Origin of the sequence: Novosphingobium aeonii (assembly GCF_052279045.1) — a bacterium.
In the GTDB taxonomy this organism is placed as follows: domain Bacteria; phylum Pseudomonadota; class Alphaproteobacteria; order Sphingomonadales; family Sphingomonadaceae; genus Novosphingobium.
Genome location: NZ_CP176832.1, coordinates 3199806 through 3216286, shown reverse-complemented (window position 1 = coordinate 3216286; position 16481 = coordinate 3199806). Strand labels below are relative to the sequence as shown.

The following is a 16481-nucleotide window of genomic DNA, read 5'->3' as shown; positions in this document are numbered from 1 at the left end:
TCTAGCACAGGGAGCATTCACCATTGCGGAGCCGAACGGAAAAGTCTCGGTGAATGCTCCATTGGCGCCGTGGACTTGGTTTAAAACGGGTGGTCCAGCAGAAATTCTGTTTGAGCCGGTTTCCGTTGATGCGCTTCGCAAATTTATGCGTGATCTACCTTCTTGGGTGCCGGTCATGGCGCTGGGCCTCGGCTCCAACATGATCGTGCGCGACGGCGGCGTTCCCGGCGTCGTGATCCGCCTCGGCAAGCCTTTCGCCAAAGTGACGAAAGTGGATAACGTGACGCTGGAATGTGGCGGCGGTGCCAGTGGCATCCTCGTCTCGTCGACTGCGCGGGACAACGGTATTGCCGGCGTCGAATTCCTGCGCTCGATCCCCGGCACTGTCGGCGGCTTCGTGCGGATGAACGGGGGCGCCTATGGCGGCGAGGTCAAGGACGTGCTTGTCGATTGCGACGTGGTTCTGCGCGACGGTTCGCTGGTCACGCTCGGCAATGTCGATCTCGGCTATACCTATCGCCACTCCGAACTCCCCGAAGGCGCCGTCGTTGTCGCTGCGCGCTTCAAGGGCCGTGCCGGTGAACCGGAAGCGATCCAGGCCGAGATGGACCGCATTTCCGCCAGCCGCGAGGCCAGCCAGCCGCTGCGCAGCAAGACCGGTGGCTCGACCTTCAAGAACCCCGAAGGCCACAAGGCCTGGCAGCTTGTGGACGAAGCAGGATGCCGCGGCCTGACCCTCGGCGGCGCGCAAGTGAGCGAGAAGCACACCAACTTCCTGCTCAACGTCTCCGACGCCACCAGCAGCGATATCGAGGCCCTGGGCGAGGAAGTCCGCCGCCGGGTCAAGGAAAAGTCGGGCGTCGCGCTCGAATGGGAAATTCAGCGCGTGGGCATGTTCGCCGACGCGTCAGGCCAAGCACGAGTAGGTATCCAGAAGTGACTCTCCCCAAACTCCACGTCGCAGTCCTGATGGGCGGTTGGTCGAACGAACGGCCGGTCTCGCTGATGAGCGGCGAGGGCGTGGCCAAGGCGCTCGAGTCCAAGGGCCACAAGGTCACCCGTATCGACATGGACCGCGATGTCGCGCTGCGTCTGTCGGAAGCGAAGCCGGATGTCGTGTTCAACGCGCTCCACGGCGCGCCGGGCGAGGACGGCACGGTGCAGGGCATGATGGACCTGATGGGCCTCACCTACACGCATTCCGGCCTCGCCACTTCGGTGATTGCCATCGACAAGGAACTGACCAAGCAGGCGCTGGTCCCCCACGGCATTCCGATGCCCGGCGGCCGCATCGTCGAGAGCGCGGAAATCCACAAGCGCGATCCGCTGCCGCGTCCCTATGTACTCAAGCCCGTCAACGAGGGGTCCTCGGTCGGCGTGGCCATCGTCACCGCCGAGGGGAACTACGGCAATCCCATCGCGCCGGATGCCAAGGGGCCGTGGCAGGAATTCGACCGCCTTTTGGCCGAACCGTTCATCCGTGGCCGCGAACTGACCACCGCCGTGATCGGCGGGCCGAACACAGGGGAACGGGCTCTGCTGGTCACCGAACTCAAGCCGAAGTCTGGCTTCTATGACTTCGACGCCAAGTATACCGACGGCATGACCGAACACGTCTGCCCGGCGGAAATCCCTGATGAGATCACGGCGGCCTGCAAGGATCTCGCACTGCGCTCCCACCAGTTGCTCGGCTGCAAGGGCACCAGCCGCGCCGACTTCCGCTGGGACGACACGCAGGGTATCGAGGGCTTGTTCCTGCTGGAGGTCAACACCCAGCCGGGCATGACCCCGCTCAGCCTCGTTCCCGAACAGGCGCGTGCCTGCGGCATGGAATACCCCGATCTCGTGGAGGCTATCATAGCCGAAGCGCTTGCCGACGCCGGAAAGGTCGCCAAGGGGGGCAAATGAGCCAGACGATCCGGCGCAAGCCGAAGACAGCGCGAAAGGCCGCAGCGGCCCAGAACACCAAGGCCAAGGTGCGCCAGGCCAAGGCGACGAGCGGCACGGCCGTCGACACGGTGATGAGCTGGCTGCCCTTCACCGAGGAGCAGCTTCACAAGATCTTCCTCGTCGCCATACTCGGCGGCGCGGGCTTGCTCGTCTGGGTCGTCGCCAATGCGGCGGGCGTGCCGATGCTTGCGGGCAAGCAGTTTGCGCAAGTTGCCGCAGATGCCGGGTTCGAGGTGAAGCGCGTGGAAGTGCGCGGCGTGAAGAACCTCAACGAGCTGAAAGTCTACGAAAAGGCCCTGGCCGAGCGCGACCGGTCGATGACCCAGGTCGACCTTGACGGGCTGCGCGGCGAGCTGCTTGGCCTGTCGTGGGTCAAGGACGCGCGTGTTTCGCGGCAGCTTCCCGATACGCTGGTGATCGACATCGTCGAACGCGAACCGCACGCCGTCCTGCGCAAGGCTGACCGCTTCGTGCTGATCGACGAGACCGGGCAGGAGCTTGAGGCGATCAACCGCAAGGATGCCAAGGGCAAGCTGATCGTCTCCGGCCCCGGTGCGGGTCAGCAGGTTACGCAGCTCGGGCACCTGCTTGAAGCGGCGCCCGCGCTTCAGCCCAAGGTTCAGGAGGCGGAGTGGATCGGCAACCGCCGCTGGAACCTGACTTTCCAGACCGGACAAGTGCTGGCGCTGCCGGAGGGCGACAACGAATCCGCCGGCGCACTGGTGACATTCGCGCGGCTGGACGGCACTAACCGGTTGATCGGCGGCAAGGTCACTGCAATCGACATGCGGGCGAAGGACCGCATCTATCTGCGGGTTCCCGATGCCGAAGGACAGGAATTGGCGATGAAGGCGGGTGCAGTCCCCCATACCGGCGTTGAAGCCAGCGGCGATGCCGCCGCAGCGGAGGAACAGTGATGGCACCACCTCGCATCACCCGCGTATTCGGTGCGGTCAATATCGGTTCCTTCCGCATTTCCGCCATCGTTGCGGGCATGTCCGAGATGGGCGACATGATCGTGCTGGGTTCAGGCCACCGCGCCTCCCAGGGGATCAAGCGCGGCTACGTCACGGACATGGCGGCGGCGACTTACGCGGTGCGCGATGCCATCGACCGCGCCGAAAAGATGGCCGACACCAGCGTTTCCAAGGTCTGGATCGGCTGCTCGGGCGCAGGGCTCGCCAGCCGCATCGACCAGTTCGATGCCGAGATCGGCGGTCGCCGCATCGAGCAGGAGGATATCGACCAGCTCCTGATCTCGGCGCGTGAGGTGATCCAGCCGGACGGACGCATGGTGCTCCATGCGCAGCCCGCGCAATATCGCCTCGACGGTGCGCACGGCGTTGGCAATCCCAAGGGGCTCCATGCCGAACGGCTGGGTGTCGACATCCACATCATGCTGGCCGAAGGCGCCCCGATCAGGAACCTGACCGAGGCCGTGCAGTGCGCGCACCTCGAAGTCGAGGCGGTGGTCGGCTCGCCGATTGCGGCGGGTCAGGCCTGTCTTTCGCCGGAAGAGCGCGACCTTGGCGTGGCGCTTGTTGAATTCGGCGCGGAAGTTACCAATGTCGCGGTCTATTCGCACGGGCTGCTGATCGACATGATCTCGATCCCGATGGGCTCGGCGGACATCACCGATGCCGTGGCTTCGGCTTTCGGCATCCGCCGTTTCCAGGCGGAGCGCCTCAAGTGCGTGAACGGTTCCGCCATCGCCAGCCCGCACGATCACCGCGAACTGATCCCGGTCAATGCTCCGGGCGAAGAGGGAACCGGCCCGATCGCTCGTCATGCCGACGACAAGAACCGGATACCGCGCGCCGAGTTGATCGGCGTCATTACCGGCCAGCTCGGTATCCTGATGGAAGAGATCAACAAGGCGCTCAAGCTGATGCGCTTCAACGCGCAGCGCGGCAAACAGGTGGTCTTCACCGGTGGCGGTGCCGAGCTTGTGGGACTTGCCGACTATGCGCAGGCCGCACTTGGAAAACCGGTCCGTATCGGCCGTGTCCCGCACCTGTCCGGCCTGGCCGAAGCTCACGTCAAACCGGGCTTTTCCACGCTTGCCGGGCTTGTCCTGTATGCCGCGGCCGACCCGATCGACATTCGTACTTTCGGCAAGAACAGACAAGGTTCAGTGAGTTACAGCGGCCTCGGTGTGGTCAATCGCGTCTATAGAGCATTGAGGGAATACTTTTGAGCACTTTGCCCAGCCGTGCAATCCTTGCGACGGGGATGGCACGATCGGCTGGATTTCGCGGTTTCGGCTGTGGACAACAGGGCCGCATGCTTTGCCTAGATGAAGGCAGGCGTGCAATCAGGCTAGTCAAGGTAAATTTCTTCGCGCACGTGCCTGCCAGGAGAACGAAATGAGCATCAACATCGGACCGCCGGCGATCGAAGAGCTTCGCCCGCGCATTGTCGTCATCGGCGTAGGCGGTGCGGGCGGCAACGCCATCGCCAACATGATCCAGGCCCAAATAGAGGGTGTGGACTTCGTCGTCGCCAATACCGACGCCCAGGCGCTCAACAATTCGATCGCCGAAACCCGCATCCAGCTCGGGCCCGAGATCACGCAGGGGCTCGGCGCCGGCGCGCGTCCGGAAGTGGGCCGTGCGGCAGCGGAAGAAACCATCGAAGAGATCGAACGTCTGCTTGACGGCGTTCACATGGTCTTCATCGCCGCCGGCATGGGCGGCGGCACCGGCACGGGTGCCGCGCCGATCATCGCGCAGGCCGCGCGCGCCAAGGGCGTGCTGACGGTGGGCGTGGTGTCCAAGCCCTTCATGTTCGAAGGCACGCGCCGCATGCGTTCGGCGGACTCGGGCATCGAGGAGCTTCAGAAGCACGTCGATACCCTGATCGTCATTCCGAACCAGAACCTGTTCCTGGTCGCCAAGGCGGAGACCACTTTCAAGGAAGCTTTCCAGCTTGCCGACGAAGTGCTCCAGCAGGGCGTGCGCTCGATCACCGATCTCATGATCATGCCCGGCCTCATCAACCTCGACTTCGCGGACGTCCGCTCGGTCATGGGCGAAATGGGCAAGGCGATGATGGGCACCGGTGAGGGCGAAGGCCAGAACCGCGCGTTGGAAGCGGCTGAACGCGCCATAGCGAACCCGTTGCTTGACGGCGTGTCGATGCAGGGTGCCAAGGGCGTGATCATCTCGATCATCGGCGGCGACGACATGAAGCTGCTCGAAGTCGACGAGGCCGCGAACCATATCCGTGAGCTGGTCGATCCCGATGCCAACATCATCTGGGGCTCGGCTTTCAACCCGGACCTCCAGGGCAAGATCCGCGTCTCGGTGGTTGCCACCGGTATCGAGCAGACGACCGAGATGGCGGAAATCGCCTCGCGCCCGCTCAACCTAGGTGCATCGCGCGGCGTCCGGCCGATGGTCTCGCGTCCTGCTCCCGCCCCGGCGCCCGCGCCTGCGGCGGTGGAAGCACCGGCTCCGGTGGCTTTCACGCCCTCGGCTCCGGCCGCGTCCGAGCCTTTCGAACTGTCCACCCCCGCTCCTGAAGCCGCTCCGCAGGCGTTCGGCGAACTGGAACTCGGTGCCGGTGACGAATTCGGCGCAGAAGCCGAGCCGGAAACATCGAACAATTACGCAAGCCTTTCCGGCTTGCACGGCCAGCGTTCGGAGCCGCTTGATCTCGGCTCGGCACAGGCTCAGCCGGCGCCGCAGCGTCAGCAGGACGAACTGTTGCTCAACGGCGGTCTCGTTCCCGATGCCCAGGCTCCGGTCCCGCCGGTTCGCCAGCGTCCGGTGGAGCCCGCGCCTGCCCGCCCCGCCGGCGGCAGCACGCTGTTCGAACGCATGACCAGTCTTTCACGTCCCAAGGCCGCTTCCAGCGAGCCGACCGGAGAGGATGACGAGGGCGGTTCGATCAGCATTCCGCGTTTCCTCGGACGTCAGAACAACCAGTAAGCGATATAGCGGTTCGGCCTGGTGTCATGCCGGTCCGAACCGCCGTTTTCCGCTTATTCTCTTCGGGTTCAGGAAAGGGGCGGCATAGGCTGCCCCGTTCAGTTACAGGTTCAGGCCCGCCACCAGCCGGGCCTTGCGCGTTTTTGAGAGGTTTCCCGGGTCTTGCGTCTGCGCCAGAGGGTATCGAGCAAGTGGTTGGCCGGCACGGCAGCCTGTGTTGCGCTGGCTTTCCCGATGACGCTACAGGCGCAGGCTCCTGTCGTCTCGCGACCCGTGGTGCAGGCGCTTCCCAGCGCAGATCAGAAAGCGCTCAACGGCGCGCTGGCCAGGCTGGGGCGTAACCCCCGCGATACCGCAGCCTTGCTCGAAGCCGGCGATTCCGCGAGGAAGTTGGGCGATTTCGATGCGGCCATCGGCTTCTATCGTCGTGCGGATGAAATCTCTCCGGGCAATGGGCGGGTGAAGGCCGGGCTTGCCGCTTCTCTTGCGCAGAGCGGCGATCCGGTTGCCGCGCTGCCGCTGTTCGCCGAAGCCGAGCGGGCAGGGGCCACGCCAGCGCTTATCGCTGCCGATCGCGGCCTCGCTTATGATCTCGTCGGCGACAATGCGACGGCGCAGCGCTATTATGCGATGGTGCTGGGCACGGCCGCCGATGACGAGGTTCGCATGCGGCTGGCGATAAGCCAGGCCATCGCGGGTGACGCCAAAACCTCCGAAGCGACGATCATGCCGCTCCTGCGCAAGCAGGACAAGCCGGGCTGGCGCACCCGTGCCTTTGCTCTGGCGATTGCCGGTGACACCAAGCAGGCAGTGGAAGTTTCGGATACGATCCTGCCGCCGCAACTCGCCCAGAACATTGCGCCGTACTTGCGGTACATGCCGCGCTTGACCCCGGCGCAGCAGGCGGCTGCTGCCAATCTGGGCAAGTTCCCCCGCGCTTCGGAAATCGGCCGGGACGATGCCCGCATCGCTGCCTATGCGCCGACCACACGCGTGGCGACAGCCGACGCCAACCTTGTCCCGCGCGGAGAGGCGCTGGGCGGCGGGAAGGCTTCATCCAAATCGCCGCGTACCACGCGGACGGCAAGCGGTACGGCACGGACGACTTCCGTTGCCGTTGCCGACAGTAACCGCGCGGCCGTGTCCCGCGCGGGCTCCGCTCATGTCCCGGTGCCTGCCAATTCTTCCCGGGAGCAGGTCCGCGTTGCGCCGCCCGAACCCAAGCCGACCATCGAGCGTAACGAAACTGCGGCAGGCGAATTGCCGCCCGTCAGACCGAAGACGGAGGTGCCCGCAGCGCTCGCGGCAACATCCGCGTCCAAGGCTCCCGGATCCGTTTCGTCGCAACCTGCGCCTGCTGCACCGCTTGCCGCGGCGTCCCCGTCTGTGCCGGAAACGACGAGGCCCGCCGCGGCTCAAGTGGCAGCGGCCTCGCCCGGTTTCGACCTTGCCCGCGTGCCCGGCCAGCAGACCGCGGTGCCGCCTGCCGCGTCGTCTCCGGCTGTCAGGCCGGCCACACCCGAAGCGCCGCCGGTGCCCAGTGCCCAGCAGCTTTCGCTCGAACAGATCTTCGCCGATCTCGGAAAGCCGACGATGCAGATCGTCCCCACTTCCGGTGCGGTCGATATTCGGCAGATCGAACCGGCCCGTCCGGCGCCTCCGCGCATCGAACTTCCCAAGCCGGAACCGGATTCGAAAGCCGCGGACAAGCCTGCCACCAAGACCGATCCGAAGGCGGCCGCCAAGGTCGATCCCAAGCTTGATCCGAAAACGGCCAAAGCAGACGCGAAATCGAGCGCCAAGGCTGCGAAGGCAGAGCCCTCCAAGCCCAAGAAGCCGCTTCCGCCCGCGCATCCGAGCCGCATCTGGGTGCAGGTCGGCGTAGGCCGGGACAAGGATGCGATCGCGTTCGACTGGCGGCGATCGCTCAAGCAGGCGCCAGCACTGCTCAAGGGGCGGCAGCCCTACATCAGCGATATGGGGCGAACGAACCGCATTCTCGTCGGCCCGTTCGAGACTCAGAAGGCCGCCGGCACTTTCATCGCCGAAGCCAAGAAGCAGGGCTTCAGCGATGCGCTGCCCTGGACCAGCCCTGCGGGGCAGGTGGTGGACGCTCTTTCGGTCAAGTAACGTTTACGTAAAGCGCTCTTCGGAGAATCTCTCGGTCAATTCCGTGGTCGGCAACCTGTCCGAATTAAGGAGCGGTTAGTCTTATCCACACCCTGTGAACAGGCTAGTGCAGTTTTGCTCAGGCGATCGCGGGTCGCGGATTGTGCTTGCCCCCCCATGCAAAGCATCCATGCCTTCACGCTTCCCGGAGGGCAAATGTCGGAAATCATGAGAACGGTACAGGACGACATCGGCCGGGAGGACGAGTCCGCACCGATCGAGATGCTCGCGTCGCTCTTCGAAGCGCGTGACTGGCCCTTTGAATATTCGGGCGAAGACGAGATTTCCGCAGAAGTGAAGGGCGCCTGGGCGACCTATCAGGTCCAGGCGATCTGGCGCGCCGAAGATCGCGTCCTGCAGCTCCTGTGCCTGCCTGACGTGCGCATCGCCGATGCAAAGCGGCAGGCGATGTTCGAGGCTCTGGCGCTCATCAACGAGCAGATCTGGGTCGGCCACTTCGATACCTGGTCGAGCAGCGGCGTCGTGCTTTATCGCCACGGCCTGATGCTGGGTGAAGACGGGCTTCTCGGCCCGGGTCAGGCGCAAACGGTGGTGGAAGCCGCGATCGAGGAATGTGATCGTTTCTATCCGGTGTTCCAGTTCATCCTCTGGGGTGACAAGACCCCTGCCGAGGCGCTGACCGCTGCAATGATCGACGCGGCCGGCGAAGCCTGAACCCGGCCAAGGCTGGAACTGTGCCTGAGGGCGTGGCCCGGCCCCGATGATGGCCATTGGCCCTTGGCACCGGTTATGCGCTGCCTTAAGCGCGGGCAATCAAGGCGCCTCGCAAGGCGTCTTCTCGTGCTAGGGGAATGACATGGACCGCTTTCAGAACATCCTTCTCGTCGGCTGCGGCAATATGGCCGGTGCCATGCTGGAAGGCTGGCTGGCGGGCGGAATTCCGGCCTCCCGCTTCACCGTCGTGGACCCGCACCGTGCGGAAGTTCCCGCAGGCGTGACCTTGCTCAAGGAACTGCCCGATGCCCGTTTCGATGCGGTCATGCTCGGGATCAAGCCGCAAGGGCTGGACGGTGCCGCTCCGGCCATAGCGCCGCTGGTGGGCAAGGGGACAGTGCTGTTCTCGATCCTGGCCGGTGTGGAATTCGACAGTCTTGCGGCACGCTTCCCCGATGCGGGCGCCATCGTGCGGATCATGCCGAACCTGGCGGCGGCGATCGGCAAGTCACCCATTGCGCTGGATTCGCGTGGTCTTGACGAGATGGGGCGGGCAGCGGTGACGGCGATGATGGAGAAGCTGGGCACGCCGGAATGGCTTGCCGGCGAGGAACTGTTCGATTCCGTGACCGCGCTGGCAGGCTGCGGCCCGGCTTTCGTCTATCGTTTCATCGATTCCCTGGCGGCCGGCGCGGTTGCGCTCGGGCTTGAGGAGGGACAGTCGCGCCGGCTCGCCGTGGCCATGGTGGAAGGCGCGGCGCAGCTTGCCGCGGCCTCGCCGTTCTCGCCCGGCGAACTGGCTGACAAGGTCGCGAGCCCGGGCGGTTCGACCCGTGCGGGCATGAACGTGCTGGACGAGGGCGGGGCATTGGCGAAGGTCGTCGCCGCGGCGATGGAAGCTTCGCGGGATCGCAATGCCGAGATGGCGGCGGAAGCCCGCAAGTCCTGATATTTCGCACCGGATCGGCAGCATTACTCCGATCCGGAGGCGATCTTTACATTTTGACACAAATCCCTTTGGCCGGTTTTTCTTGAAATCCCCTGCGCCGGAGCCGATATTCAGGAGCGTACGGGTTCCGCATTTCGCAGGAGCCCGTGAAAGGGAGTTTGAAATGGCGAATTGGAACGACCCCCAGCCCCGCACGGGCTTCGGTGCGTCTCCGAGCCTCGATGGACGTACTGCCGGTCAGGCCGCTTACGACGCTGGCCTGCGTCGGCACATGCTGTCCATCTACAACTACATGGCCTCGGGCGTGCTGCTCTCGGGCATCGTGGCGCTGCTATTCGCCTCCTCCGGAATGGCGATGCAGGTGCTGACGACGCCGCTGCGCTGGGTGATCATGTTGGCCCCGCTCGGTTTCGTGATGGCGATGAACTTCGGCGTTAACCGCATGAAGACCTCGACTCTCCAGATGCTCTACTGGGGCTTCTGCGTCGTCATGGGTCTCTCGCTGTCGACGATTTTCCTGGTCTTCACGTCCACCTCGATCGCGACGACTTTCTTCGCGACGGCGGCGGCATTCGCTGGCCTCAGCCTGTATGGTTACACCACCAAGAAGGACCTGTCGGGCTTCGGCACGTTCCTTATCATGGGCCTCGTCGGCATTCTGGTGGCCATGCTGGTGAACATCTTCGTGGGTTCAAGCGTCCTGGCACTGGCGATTTCGGTGCTCGGCGTGCTGATTTTCGCAGGCCTCACCGCCTATGATACGCAGATGCTCAAGAACCAGTACTACCAGCTTCGCGGCACCGACTTCGTCGGAAAGGCCGTGATTCTGGGCGCGCTCAGCCTCTATCTGGACTTCATCAACATGTTCCAGTTCCTGCTGACCTTCCTGGGCGATCGCCGTTAATCCACGGCTTTTTGACAGGTAAATCGAAAATGCCCGGTGCGATTCGTCGCGCCGGGCATTTTCTTTGGAGTCAAGAAGAGTTAGTAATGGCGCTCTGAGAAATGGAGTGTCCGGGGTGGTTAACCTGAAGAAACGAGGCCTTCTGCGCGGCCTCCCGCTGATGGCGGTTTCGCTCGTTGCGGTGCTTTCCAGCTGCGGCCCGAAAGAGGTTGCCGTGGCCCCGCCGCCGCCGCCGCCCGTTATCGTGATCCCGCCGCGCCCGATGCCGCCGCTTGGTGCGGCGCCCAACATGACGGTTCCCGCCCTTGCCGTGGATGGTTCGCGCCATACCGTGAACAGCGGCGTGTCGCAGGCGCAGGCGTTGTGGAATCTCCGTTCGGCCTACAATGTTGCGGCATTGAACTGCCTTGGCCCGCAGTACGAGCCGATTCTTGCAGGCTACAAGGACTTCCTGAAGAAGCATGCCAAGTCGCTGACGGCCACGAACAAGGCACTCGACAAGGAGTTCCGCACCCGGTTCGGCGCGAAATCCGTGCGGGAGCGTGAAGCCTATCAGACGCAGGTCTATAACTATTTCGCATTGCCGCCGGTCGTTCCCGCCCTGTGCAACGCGGCGATGGGGCTTGCGGTTGACCTGCAGGCAGTTCCGGCGGGCCAGCTTGACGGTTTCGCCGTCAGCGGCCTTGCCAAGGCGGAGGCTCCGTTCAAGGAGTTCTTCAACAGCTACGACCAGTATCGCGCCGATCTCGCGGCCTGGGAGTCGCGCTACGGCGCCGCATCGGCCACTTCGGGGGCTGCCGCTCCCGTGGCGGCGGCGGGCACGCAGCCCAAGGTCGCGGCGCAGGCCTTCGCCCAGTAAAGCTCAAGGCACAGGCAGGGCAGGGGCAGGCGCTCCTGTCCTGCAAAATTGGTTCTGCGGCATTTTTGCTCTTTCAAGCGAAAGAGCACTTCGCTATGGGAGCGCCTCGCTGAACGCTGGACGTTTTGCGAAGATACTGGAACGGGGCCGTAGCTCAGATGGGAGAGCGCGTCGTTCGCAATGACGAGGTCAGGGGTTCGATCCCCCTCGGCTCCACCAGTATTCTAGATTGATGCGTGTCCGGCTCGGTGCCGGGCATCACCCGGCCCGAGACATGGCCGGGTTTTTTGTTTATCTGCGTTGCGGGTTCAGCCAGCATCGCCAGGCACTGGAAGAGAGCCGGTGCCGCCCCGGCGGAGCCTCCGCCAGCCCACTTCAGCTCTCAGGATTGCCGGAAAAAAGACCCATGCATTTTCTCGACCAGGCCAAGATCTACATCCGTTCGGGCGGCGGCGGACCGGGTGCCGTTTCCTTCCGGCGTGAGAAGTACGTGGAATATGGCGGCCCTGACGGCGGTAACGGCGGCAAGGGCGGAGACGTGATCTTCGAGGCCGTCGCTGGTCTCAACACCCTGATCGACTTCCGCTATACCCAGCATTTCAAGGCCCCGCGCGGCGGCCACGGCATGGGCAAGAACCGCAACGGCGCGGCTGGCAAGGACCTTGTCGTCAAGGTCCCGGTCGGCACCCAGCTCATCGATGACGACGACCGCGAGACGGTTCTGGCCGACCTTACCGAGGCGGGCCAGCGCGTGGTCCTGCTCGAAGGCGGCATGGGCGGTCGTGGCAACGCCAGCTACAAGACCAGCACCAACCGCGCGCCGCGCCAGCACCAGCCGGGCATCCCGCCGCAGGAGCTGTGGGTCTGGCTGCGTCTCAAGCTGCTGGCGGACGTCGGTCTGGTGGGCATGCCCAACGCTGGCAAATCGACTTTCATCAACAAGCTTTCGAACACCAAGGCCAAGGTGGGCGATTATGCCTTCACCACGCTGCGGCCGCAGCTCGGCGTCGTCACGCACAAGAACCGTGAGTTCGTGCTGGCCGACATCCCCGGCCTGATCGCCGGCGCGGCGGACGGTGCCGGCATTGGCGACCGTTTCCTGGGCCATATCGAGCGTTGCCGCGTGCTGGTCCACCTTATCGACATCTCCAGCACCGACCCGGTCGAAGCGATGCGGATCGTCGAGGAAGAGCTCGAGGCTTACGGCGAAGGCCTTGAAGACAAGCCGCGTCTCGTGGCGCTCAACAAGATTGATCTCGTCGATGACGCGCTGGCGGCGGACTATGCCCGCGAGCTGCTCAAGGCCGGAGCCGACGAGGTCTTCCCGATTTCGGGCGCGACGGGCAAGGGCATGTCGAAGCTGCTCGATGCGGTGATCGACTATCTCCCCGCCGCCACCGTGACCGAGCGTCCGGAAGGCGAGCGCGAGGAAGCCGACGACAAGCCCTGGTCCCCGATCTGACCCAATCCGGGCGAGCGACGCAGCGGCGTCGCTCGCTTTTATTCGTTACTCTTCAGGCGCATATTGGCAGGGCAGGCGGCTCTCGCTAGACCGTGGCGATGAAGATCATCGCCACTTCGCTTGTCATCCCGGGGCTTTTCGCCGCAGGGCTCGTTCTGGCCCCGCAAATCGCAAGCGCGAAGGATGCGGCGCCGCGGGAGATTTCGGGTCAACCTATCGAACTCGGCACGCGCTATGAGCTGCGATCCGCCGTTCTTGGCGACACGCGCGAAGTGAACGTCTGGTTGCCGACGGGCTATGACAAGTCGGCTGACCGTTATCCGGTGGTCTATCTGCTGGATGGCGGGCTGGATCAGGATTTCGTGCATATCGCAGGGCTTGGCAGTCTGGCCTCGCTGAGCTGGACTTATGGGCCGATGATCGTCGTCGGCGTGCAGACGAAGGACCGGCGTGCCGAACTGACTTCGCGTCCCACCGATCCCCGATATCTCTCGGCCTTTCCCGAAAGCGGCGGAGCCGACCGCTTCCGCCGGTTCCTGCGGGATGAGGTCATCCCCTTCGTGGAGGCGCGCTTTCGCAGTGGAGATCGGCGCGCCCTGATGGGAGAGTCCCTTGCGGGCCTGTTCGTGGTGGACACGCTCCTGAACGATCCCACGCTTTTCGGCGACTATGTGGCGGTCAGCCCCAGCCTGTGGTGGGACGATCGCCGTCCGCTGCGCGATCTCGATCGGACCGCGGCAGGGCAGGGTATGTCCGGCGAGCGCCTTTACCTTGCGGTGGGGGACGAGGGCGGAACGATGCAGGATGGTATCGACCGCATGCGCGCCTATCTCGGCAAGCAGCCGCCCGCGCGAATCACGGTGCGCTATGCCGATTTCAGCAAGAGCGCGTCTCACGCCACGGTCTATCACCATGCTGCCGAGGAAGCGCTTCGCTGGCTCTATCCGGCGCCGCCCTATGAGCAGGGGCAGACGCCGTGGTTCATGATCGAAGGGGCGTCTCCACCTGCAGCGCCGGCGCATTGACCGCCGCATTCGGCGTTCTGCCGATCAGAGCGCGTTGCGGCGGGCGATCGCGCCCAGCACGGCGGCACTGGGCTTGGCGGTGCGCTTGAACGTGGTGCGGTCCAGCGTGTGCAATCCGAACTGGGGCTTGTAGCCGAAGACCCACTCGAAATTGTCGACGAGCGACCAGTGCATGTAGCCCAGAACGGGCACGCCGTCTTCCATTGCCCGCTTGAGTTCGGCCAGCGCCGCCGGGATCAGGCGGGCTCGCTTGGTGTCGTCCGCGGAGTTGATGCCGTGCTCGGTGACGACCACGGGAACCCCGCTCACCGCATGGGCATAGCGTACCGCGCCGGCGAGCGAGGCAGGGTATACTTCCGATCCGGCATCGTTGGTTTCGGCGCCTTCCGGCGCGGGAAGCCTGCCCTTGTCGGTCCAGACGGTGCGCTCGTAATTCTGCACGCCGACGAAGTCGTTGCCCCGGGCAGCTTCCAGCCAGGGTCGGTAGAGCTTCGCGCGCATGGCGTCGCGAAGGCTGTTCCTGCCTGCTGCCTGATCGTCGATGACGGCGAGGCTGACGCCTACGGGCAGGTCGGGGCGCACCCCCTTGATCGCTTCTCGTCCGGCCTTGTGTCCGGCAATCAGGTTGGCCTGCACCACTTGCGGATCGGCGACGTAGAGAGGGTTTCCGGGCAGGAACCGGGCGACGGCATGTTCCCGTGCCGCGGCTTCCTGCATGGCCTTGTCCGCCCCCAGCAGGCGCGGGCCGATGTCTCCGGGCAGCACCACGTCGAGGAGGCCCGACAGGTTCGGTTCGTTGAGGGTCGTGGCATAGCCGATGATCGCGGCAAGATGGCGCGCGGCGCGCTCGCAGTAGCGGGCAAACAGCAAGGGCGCTTCCGCGTTGGACCAACCGCCCTGCGCCGCGAACCAGATGGGCGTGGTAAAGTGGTTGAAGGTGACCATGGGCGTGAGGCCGCGCGCATGACAGCCTTCGATTATGGCCTTGTAGTGATCGAGCATGGCGATGGAGAATTCGCCCTTCGCCGGTTCGATGCGGGCCCATTCAAGGCTGAAGCGGTAGGTATTGAGACCCATGCCTTTCACAAGATCGAGGTCCACCGGCCAGAGCGCGAAGCTGTTGGCCGCGTCTCCCGAAGGTTCGGTGTAGACCGTGGGACGGGCATGTTCCATCGCCCAGACGTCGCTGTTGAGGTTGTTTCCCTCCACCTGATACGCCGCCGTGGCCGTGCCCCAGAGGAAGCCCTGCGGGAACTTCGGATCGACCGGTCGTGCCCCGCGTGAAAAGGCGGGTGCGGTGATACTGGCTGCGGTTGCCGCGGCGGCGGCGGCCAGCATGGTGCGGCGATCGATCACGCGTTTTTCTCCCTCGTCGCGCCGATCTCGTTCGAATCGGCCTCGCGCTTCATATCTAGAATCATTATTCTAAAATGAAAGCGCGAAGTCGGAACCTCCATGGCCGCAGCGCAGCGCGGCACCGGCGGGGGCAGGGAGGTTGACGGCATCGGCGATTTCGGGTTGGGCGCGAGGCTGGCGCATCGGGTCCGCCGAGCTTGCGAACTGAAGTTGCGGTAATGGAAAAGATGGAAGCGCATTCGCGAAGGCCGGTCGACGGTGGTGCAGCATTGCTGATGGTCGGGCTCTGCGCGATCTGGGGAATGCAGCAGACCGCGCTCAAGGCGGCCGCGCCGGACATGGCGCCGGTCCTCCAGATTTCGCTGCGTTCCGGGATCGCCGCGCTGTTCATCGCGGCGCTGGTCCGTCTGCGCGGCGACGGCCATGCTCTTCGCGGGGGCACCTGGAAGCCGGGGCTGGCGATCGGAGCGCTCTTCGCGCTGGAATACCTGTTCATGGGGGAGGGGCTGCGCTTCACCAATGCCTCGCACATGGGGATCTTCCTTTATACCGCGCCGATCTTCACGGCACTCGGCCTCCACTTCGGATTGCCGGAAGAGCGCCTGAGTCCTTTGCAATGGCTGGGCATCGTCACGGCCTTCGGCGGAGTGGCGGTGTCCTTCCTCGGCGGGGCAAGCGCGGCCTCGCAGCACGATTCGGCGTGGATCGGCGATCTCATGGGGATCGGCGCCGGTGCCGCCTGGGGCGCGACGACGCTCACCTTGCGCTTTTCCCGCCTGTCGCAGGCGCCGAGCAGCGTCACGACGCTCTATCAGCTTCTCGGTGCATTCGTGCTGCTGGGGGCGCTGGCGCTCGGCTCGGGGCAGACATTGGTCAGGCCGACCCCGCTGCTGGGGGTGAGCATGGCGTTCCAGATCGTCTTCGTTTCGCTGGTCAGCCTGCTGGTATGGTTCGGGATGCTGCGGGTCTATCTGGCTTCGCGGCTGGGCGTGCTTTCGTTCATGACTCCGTTGTTCGGCGTGGCCTTCGGCGTCGTTCTGCTCGGCGAGCGGCTGGAGCCGGCCTTCATCGCCGGCGCGCTGATGGTCATGGCGGGAATCCTGCTGGTCAGCGGGCACGAGATGTTCAAGGCCCGGCAGGCGCGCCGTCTGGCCGCCACGTCCTGACGTTCCCGCGACGGGACGGGGTGCGCGGTCCTTT

Annotated in this window: 14 protein-coding genes and 1 tRNA gene; 14 read left to right on the top strand and 1 reads right to left on the bottom strand. The window is 64.7% G+C overall.

Annotation, left to right across the window (positions count from 1 at the left end; all coding sequences use genetic code 11):
• Positions 1-22 precede the first annotated feature (22 nt).
• The 13 genes from murB (at position 23) to ACLIMP_RS15235 (ending at position 13925) form a co-directional block, all read left to right on the top strand.
• Complete coding sequence (murB, locus tag ACLIMP_RS15295) at positions 23-940, top strand: UDP-N-acetylmuramate dehydrogenase (RefSeq protein ID WP_324699071.1); 918 nt, start codon at positions 23-25, stop codon at positions 938-940.
• Positions 937-1908: a D-alanine--D-alanine ligase gene (locus ACLIMP_RS15290; RefSeq protein WP_132469267.1), complete on the top strand. Its 972-nt coding sequence runs from the start codon at positions 937-939 to the stop codon at positions 1906-1908. Before murB ends, ACLIMP_RS15290 begins: the two co-directional genes overlap by 4 nt.
• Entirely contained in the window at positions 1905-2867 is a 963-nt protein-coding gene (locus tag ACLIMP_RS15285) for a cell division protein FtsQ/DivIB (RefSeq protein WP_054439245.1), read from the top strand. The genes ACLIMP_RS15290 and ACLIMP_RS15285 overlap by 4 nt, the downstream gene beginning before the upstream one ends.
• A complete protein-coding gene (gene ftsA, locus ACLIMP_RS15280) occupies positions 2867-4147 on the top strand; it encodes a cell division protein FtsA (RefSeq protein ID WP_132469268.1) in 1281 nt (426 codons plus the stop codon). Before ACLIMP_RS15285 ends, ftsA begins: the two co-directional genes overlap by 1 nt.
• Positions 4148-4316: 169 nt before the next feature.
• Positions 4317-5882: a cell division protein FtsZ gene (gene ftsZ, locus ACLIMP_RS15275; protein ID WP_324696548.1), complete on the top strand. Its 1566-nt coding sequence runs from the start codon at positions 4317-4319 to the stop codon at positions 5880-5882.
• 195 nt (positions 5883-6077) lie between these two features.
• Positions 6078-8012, top strand: coding sequence for an SPOR domain-containing protein (locus ACLIMP_RS15270; protein ID WP_443477939.1), 1935 nt, complete (start codon positions 6078-6080; stop codon positions 8010-8012).
• A 207-nt stretch (positions 8013-8219) separates the two neighbouring features.
• Positions 8220-8726, top strand: a complete 507-nt coding sequence (locus tag ACLIMP_RS15265) for a type III secretion system chaperone family protein (protein ID WP_054439354.1) — start codon at positions 8220-8222, stop codon at positions 8724-8726.
• 142 nt (positions 8727-8868) lie between these two features.
• Entirely contained in the window at positions 8869-9675 is an 807-nt protein-coding gene (locus ACLIMP_RS15260) for a pyrroline-5-carboxylate reductase family protein (protein ID WP_324696543.1), read from the top strand.
• A 163-nt stretch (positions 9676-9838) separates the two neighbouring features.
• On the top strand, positions 9839-10579 hold the full coding sequence (locus ACLIMP_RS15255) for a Bax inhibitor-1/YccA family protein (RefSeq protein ID WP_132469270.1): 741 nt from the start codon (positions 9839-9841) through the stop codon (positions 10577-10579).
• Positions 10580-10694: 115 nt separating this feature from the next.
• The gene (locus ACLIMP_RS15250) at positions 10695-11438 is read left to right on the top strand and encodes a hypothetical protein (RefSeq protein ID WP_185996805.1); all 744 of its coding nucleotides are present in this window, start codon (positions 10695-10697) and stop codon (positions 11436-11438) included.
• 143 nt (positions 11439-11581) lie between these two features.
• A tRNA-Ala gene (locus ACLIMP_RS15245) sits at positions 11582-11657 on the top strand.
• Positions 11658-11844: 187 nt separating this feature from the next.
• Positions 11845-12900 (top strand): GTPase ObgE, encoded by a 1056-nt coding sequence (gene obgE / locus ACLIMP_RS15240; protein WP_054439254.1) that lies wholly within the window; start codon positions 11845-11847, stop codon positions 12898-12900.
• 98 nt (positions 12901-12998) lie between these two features.
• The gene (locus ACLIMP_RS15235) at positions 12999-13925 is read left to right on the top strand and encodes an alpha/beta hydrolase (protein ID WP_324696538.1); all 927 of its coding nucleotides are present in this window, start codon (positions 12999-13001) and stop codon (positions 13923-13925) included.
• 24 nt (positions 13926-13949) lie between these two features.
• Here ACLIMP_RS15235 and ACLIMP_RS15230 read toward each other — a convergent pair whose 3' ends face one another.
• Positions 13950-15281, bottom strand: coding sequence for a family 1 glycosylhydrolase (locus ACLIMP_RS15230; RefSeq protein WP_324696536.1), 1332 nt, complete (start codon positions 15279-15281; stop codon positions 13950-13952).
• 218 nt (positions 15282-15499) lie between these two features.
• Between ACLIMP_RS15230 and ACLIMP_RS15225 the strand changes: the two genes are divergently transcribed.
• Positions 15500-16447 (top strand): DMT family transporter, encoded by a 948-nt coding sequence (locus tag ACLIMP_RS15225; RefSeq protein WP_324696534.1) that lies wholly within the window; start codon positions 15500-15502, stop codon positions 16445-16447.
• Positions 16448-16481 lie beyond the last annotated feature (34 nt).